Origin of the sequence: Bacillus sp. C30, assembly GCF_040838255.1 — a bacterium.
GTDB classification, from domain to species: Bacteria; Bacillota; Bacilli; order Bacillales; family Bacillaceae_G; genus Bacillus_A; species Bacillus_A mycoides.
Map to the genome: position 1 here is coordinate 1 of NZ_JBFPJH010000581.1, position 3,208 is coordinate 3,208.

The window sequence follows — 3,208 nt, forward strand, 5'->3', positions numbered from 1 at the left end:
CGTTGTAATTTATCAATATCTGTCCCTGCTCCTAATGCTTCTCGTCCGATAATTCCAATCGCTTGCTCTAACTGCTTACTTGTAGCCGTTCCGGTTCGAATTGCATTCACAAGACGATTTCCTAATGCGCCTGCAAAATCATCAACACTTTTTCCTGTAGCACGAAATAATGTTTCTAATTGCCTTGTGGAACTCGCTACATTATCTTGTTCAGCTTTCATGTTTCCAAGCTTATTTTTCAGACCATTAAGAGACCCTTCTGTAAATTCAATCTCACGCCTGAATGCACGATACTGTTCTTCAGAAATTTTACCGTTTTGAAATTGAGCTTGTACTTGTTGTTCCGCTGCTTTTAATTTATCTAGCTTTTGTGTGGTGTTTTCAATTTGTTGTGTAAGTAACTGTTGTTTTTGGGCTAATGCTTCCACATTACCAGGATTAAATTTTAAAAGACGTTCAACATCTTTTAGTTCTTTTGCTAAGTTATCACTCTGCTTATTAACATCTTTCAAAGCATTTTGAAGACCCGTGGTTTCTCCACCAATTTCAATCGTAATCCCTTTAATTCTTCCTGCCATTTTCTCACTCCCTTCTTAGAATGAATCGAAGTCTTTTTGACCTGCTTTACGTGTTTTGTCTTTGTCTGGATTCTCCATTTCTGCGAATTCAGCAATATAATCAAAACAATCACCAATTGTCATAATTTCTAAATCCCAATGTGTTAATTTCGCCTGATAACAAAGAGCAAGGAATGTATCAGTGGTTAATTCTTCATCACTGAAAGCCCCTTGCTCTCCATTACTTTTCTTTATTTTTTTTTTGCGCCCATCGTACTTTGAATCATATCCATAATTTCTGGAAGAATCTCAGAGATAGGGAATTCATCAAAACCATCTAACCATGTAATCGGTTCTGTAATTTCTGGATTCGCTGTTTTCGCATATAACCAAACTAGATCATAAACAACCTCAAAATCCACTTTGCTTAAATCGGCATTTGCTAAATCAATAGTAGCGCCAGCTTGAGGATTTAAAGGAGCAATAACACCTAATTTGAGCATATCTGCAAATAAATCACGTCTAAATTGAGCTTTATAACGTTTAACTGTTGCTGCTGTACTTTTTAATCTGACTTGTTTTCCGTCTATTGTAATGGTCTTTTCCATGTATTACTTCTCTCCTTTTGGTGGAATAGGTACTTTTATATATACTTTTTTATACCACTCGTTGTAAATGGCTGGTGTTGTCTTGAAAGTTGTTTTCGTTTTCACCATTGGTCTGCCATCAGGCGTTACAATCAGTGGACTCGCAACAAATTTCAATTCATTCGTATTTGGTTCAGCGGAATTCGTTTTTGATTTTGATGAAATGTTAGGACGACTTGCTGAACAGTTATACATCACATGCCTGGTTGCTTTCACATCGTTATCAAATTCAAATAACAATGCGAAAGGTTTTCCTTTTGCATCGGCTAACTCGTTTAATACGCCGTCTGTTTCATCTAACTGCTCACCTAACGCATCAATAGCAAATCGCTCTGGAATAGCCGCTACTGTTAACGTTCCTTCATACCCCTGATTGTTGTCTGCTGAATAATACAGCATATCATCTGCAAAGAACTCAATTAAATCGCCGCGCGGTTCGTTTGTTAGTTCTACCGCACCCGGCATGGGAATGGGAGTTTTAAATGTAACTAACCCTTCATTTACTTCGTATGGTACATAATGAACATTTTTCAAACCATAAGATACTTTGTTCTCCATTTATATCAACCTCGTTTCATATATTTTTTGAAATAATTTCTCAGAATCTATAAAAACCTCAGATGATTCATAAGGGATCTCATGATCATCTAAGGCTTTTTCTAATTTGGATTCAGCAAATAAATCCTTTTTAATTGTGTAAAGTTCAATAGTTACATCGTTTATTTTGTGATGTACTTTGTTATCAGCAATCATGTTTGGTGAGCCATCCACAAGATAACAAATATAAGGTGGCTTTGGTACTGGATTACCTGGTGTTGCTGCGAAATGCGAATAAGCCACAGGATAACCTGTAGCTTCAAGAATTTTCGTTAATTCACCTAATGTCATGATTCAAGCGCCCTTTCAATACGTCTTGGCAATTCATTCATTACATACTCTTCAACTGGACGGATATGCACTTGCGCTGGAACGCGTCCGCCACTCGCTTTCGCATGACCATTTTCTAAAAGATGTGTTAACTGTCCCTTTGTATTATGAATAACGACGGATTTTCCATCTTTTTTCTTACGCCATCCTTTACGATAACCACCTGTTTTTTTAGGACTACTTTGCTTTAGTTTATTAACGGCAACATCAGCTACTTCCTCTTGCGCGGCCATTAGTTCCTCTGTCACAACATTTGCATACCTTTGTAATTCTCTAGCAATTTCACTCGCAAAATCGTTCATACTAAACATGCTCCTTTGCGATAATGGTCAATGTTTGATACATTTCATCATCATTCATTGGTGGCTCGATGATATCAAAGATACGGCCTTTCATATTAATCCGCATTTCTTCTGTAATACCAGAAGTGTACGGAATCACGAATCGATAAACCAGTGTAGCCTGTGAGGATGAAGCTTCAATATACTCTGACCCTTTCACTGTTTTTATCATCGCCCAAGATTTTTTTAATTCCTGCCAAGATGTTTCGATTACTTGGTTTAATTCATCTTTTATTACTACAGGTTGTTCAATACTAATTCGATTTCTAAAATCACCTGTATTCAGTGGTTTTTTGTACTGAAAAGGACGCATCTTAATCACCTTCCAGGTTAATTTCTTCTAAAGCTTTTTGAATGCTAAAGCTGTTAATTTCCGTTAAAAAATTCTTAGTAAAATACTCAAGCGCATCATTGTAAACATAACGAGAACGTTCAAAAACTAATTCTTTGAACGTCTCATCTTTGTTTATGTCATACGATCCACACAATTTTATTAAAGCTTCATTGGATGCAAAAAGGATACGTCTTAGGTTAGCATCTTCCTCATCACCTAATCGCATCCTATCTTTGAATTGCTGTACTATTTCATTTGAAATTACTGTATCCATTCACATCATTCCTTATTTAGCTGCTGGTGGAGTTGGTGGCGTGAAAGAAATCTTCAAATCATACACAAGTGCTGCTTTATTATCTTTTGGTTTACCATTCGCAAACTGTTTGATTGTATAAAGCGTAG

6 protein-coding genes and 1 pseudogene are annotated in these 3,208 nt (G+C 36.5%); all 7 read right to left on the reverse strand.

The window, feature by feature from the left end; translation table 11 throughout:
* Nucleotides 1–578 (reverse strand): annotated as a pseudogene (locus AB3X49_RS23095) (DUF2207 domain-containing protein); the annotation flags it as partial.
* 230 nt (nt 579–808) lie between these two features.
* Nucleotides 809–1,165: a hypothetical protein gene (locus AB3X49_RS23100; RefSeq protein ID WP_367964992.1), complete on the reverse strand. Its 357-nt coding sequence runs from the start codon at nt 1,163–1,165 to the stop codon at nt 809–811.
* 3 nt (nt 1,166–1,168) lie between these two features.
* Nucleotides 1,169–1,762, reverse strand: a complete 594-nt coding sequence (locus AB3X49_RS23105) for a major tail protein (protein ID WP_367964994.1) — start codon at nt 1,760–1,762, stop codon at nt 1,169–1,171.
* Entirely contained in the window at nt 1,763–2,092 is a 330-nt protein-coding gene (locus AB3X49_RS23110; protein WP_367964996.1) for a hypothetical protein, read from the reverse strand.
* A complete protein-coding gene (locus AB3X49_RS23115; RefSeq protein WP_367964998.1) occupies nt 2,089–2,433 on the reverse strand; it encodes an HK97 gp10 family phage protein in 345 nt (114 codons plus the stop codon). The genes AB3X49_RS23110 and AB3X49_RS23115 overlap by 4 nt, the downstream gene beginning before the upstream one ends.
* Nucleotide 2,434: 1 nt before the next feature.
* Entirely contained in the window at nt 2,435–2,785 is a 351-nt protein-coding gene (locus tag AB3X49_RS23120) for a phage head closure protein (RefSeq protein ID WP_367965000.1), read from the reverse strand.
* 1 nt (nt 2,786) lies between these two features.
* On the reverse strand, nt 2,787–3,080 hold the full coding sequence (locus tag AB3X49_RS23125; RefSeq protein ID WP_367965002.1) for a hypothetical protein: 294 nt from the start codon (nt 3,078–3,080) through the stop codon (nt 2,787–2,789).
* Between the last annotated feature and the right edge of the window lie 128 nt (nt 3,081–3,208).

What these genes read in the sequence shown, in the direction of transcription:
- AB3X49_RS23125 (WP_367965002.1), bottom strand. Translation starts at nt 3,080, where the DNA reads ATGGATACAGTAATTTCAAATGAAATAGTACAGCAATTCAAAGATAGG.
- AB3X49_RS23100 (WP_367964992.1), bottom strand. Translation starts at nt 1,165, where the DNA reads ATGGAAAAGACCATTACAATAGACGGAAAACAAGTCAGATTAAAAAGT.
- AB3X49_RS23120 (WP_367965000.1), bottom strand. Translation starts at nt 2,785, where the DNA reads ATGCGTCCTTTTCAGTACAAAAAACCACTGAATACAGGTGATTTTAGA.
- AB3X49_RS23115 (WP_367964998.1), bottom strand. Translation starts at nt 2,433, where the DNA reads ATGAACGATTTTGCGAGTGAAATTGCTAGAGAATTACAAAGGTATGCA.
- AB3X49_RS23105 (WP_367964994.1), bottom strand. Translation starts at nt 1,762, where the DNA reads ATGGAGAACAAAGTATCTTATGGTTTGAAAAATGTTCATTATGTACCA.
- AB3X49_RS23110 (WP_367964996.1), bottom strand. Translation starts at nt 2,092, where the DNA reads ATGACATTAGGTGAATTAACGAAAATTCTTGAAGCTACAGGTTATCCT.